We start from the raw sequence: 1715 nt of genomic DNA on the forward strand, positions 1-1715 counted from the left end.
AAATCCGCAGCTTTGATCGCTTTGTCGCGCAGCTGGAGCGGACACCTGCCCAGTGCAGTGCGGCCCCGACGGCGCTGATGGGGCTGATCGATGCCATCGTCGATCGGCTTGCCGACGGACTGGAACATGTGGGCCGCGAGGTTGACCAGATCAACCGCGCCGCGTTCCGCCGCGCCAATGCGCACCTTCGCCAGCAGCGCCGGTCGAATCTGGCCTTGCAGGCGCTGCTCGCCCGGCTGGGGGCGGCGCAGGACGGATTGAGCAAGGCGCGCGAATCGGTGGTGTCGCTTACGCGCGCGCTGTCGTTCCTGCAGTTTGCCGCGCCGAAAGACGCCGGCCTGGCCGCCCAGATCAAGACGCAGGTGCGCGATCTGGCCAGCCTCGCGGATCAGGCAAGTTTCATCGGCAGCAACCTCACGTTCCTGCTTGATGCCACGTTGGGCCTGATTTCCATCGAGCAGAATGCGGTGCTCAAGATTGTTTCGGTGGCCAGCCTGGTGTTTCTCCCGCCGACGCTGGTAGCCGGGGTGTATGGCATGAATTTCAATCACATGCCGGAACTGGAATGGGTGGTGGGCTATCCGATGGCGCTGGGCATCATGCTGGCGGCGGCGGTATTGCCGTATGCGATTTTCCGCTGGCGGGGGTGGTTGTAAGGCTTAGGGCGCATCCAGCGTGCAGCCATATTCCGGATCGAAGCGCGCGGTGCGGCGGCTGAGCAGTGGCACTTTGGCGGTGATGGTGCGGTTGGCGCTGTCTTCGCTCACCTGCACCACCTCGGTGCCCGGCTCACGGTCGGTGTCGCAGCTGGCCATTTCGCGGCCGCCCACGAACCGGCAGCTGCAGGTGACATGGGCGATATAACCGGCGGCCAACTGCGCCTGCTGTCCGGTGCTGGAGTATCGCAGGCCAAGCCAGGCCCCGGCGAGCAAACACAGCGCCAGAACGGGCGCCCAGATCAGCCAGCGGCGGCGAGCGGAAGGCCGCGCGGAGGCAGGTGGCGGGGTGGGGGCAGATGTGTCACTTGCCAGCATGGGGGGAGGGCCTTTAGCGTGAATGTCATGACTAGGTGCGACAAGAACAGGGTTGCCGCAAGCGTGTTGCTGGCTTTCGGGTTGGCGGCGGCGGCGCATGCCCAGCCAATGGCCCCCGCAGGCGTGCGTGCGCCGGCTGCGATTGCGGCGACGGCGCCGGCTTCGGCGTTGCCCGCGGCCGATGCGCTGTTCACCGATCCGGCGCTGACGGAAACCCGCGCACTGATCGTGCTGAAGGACGGCAAGCCGATCTATGAACGCTATGCCCCTGGCTATGGCCCCGGCACGCGGCTGATCAGCTGGTCGATGGCCAAATCCATCACATCGACACTGATCGGGTTTCTGGTGGCCGATGGCAAGCTGGAGCTTGATATGCCCGCCCCGGTGCCGGAGTGGCGGGGTGACGCGCGGGCCAAGATCACGCTGCGCCAGTTGCTGCACATGGCATCGGGCGTCCGCCACATTGAAGCCGGCCCGGAACCCGAGCGCTCGGATACCAATCGCGCGCTGTTCGCCGATACCTCCGCCGATATTTACAAGGCGGCGGTGGCGCAGCCCGCCCAGGTGCCGCCGGGCACGCGATTTGAATACAACACGCTGACCACGCACATCTTGGCGCGAATCGTTTCCGACAGCGTGGCGCCCGGGGCGACCCCCGAACAGCGTCGGCGCGCGGTGCGG

Annotated in this window: 3 protein-coding genes; 2 read left to right on the plus strand and 1 reads right to left on the minus strand. The window is 66.4% G+C overall.

The genetic code is table 11. The features are described from left to right. A partial coding sequence (locus ACESL8_RS12975; RefSeq protein ID WP_372919520.1) for a CorA family divalent cation transporter occupies positions 1-656 on the plus strand: 656 nt, incomplete at its 5' end. 3 nt (positions 657-659) lie between these two features. On the opposite strand, the gene ACESL8_RS12980 is transcribed toward ACESL8_RS12975, so the two are convergent. After that, the gene (locus tag ACESL8_RS12980) at positions 660-1034 is read right to left on the minus strand and encodes a hypothetical protein (protein ID WP_372919522.1); all 375 of its coding nucleotides are present in this window, start codon (positions 1032-1034) and stop codon (positions 660-662) included. A 27-nt stretch (positions 1035-1061) separates the two neighbouring features. Here ACESL8_RS12980 and ACESL8_RS12985 point away from each other — a divergent pair. Next, on the plus strand, positions 1062-1715 hold a 654-nt coding region (locus ACESL8_RS12985), incomplete at its 3' end, for a serine hydrolase domain-containing protein (protein WP_372919524.1).

Origin of the sequence: Sandarakinorhabdus sp. (assembly GCF_041689835.1) — a bacterium.
Classification (GTDB): domain Bacteria; phylum Pseudomonadota; class Alphaproteobacteria; order Sphingomonadales; family Sphingomonadaceae; genus Sandarakinorhabdus.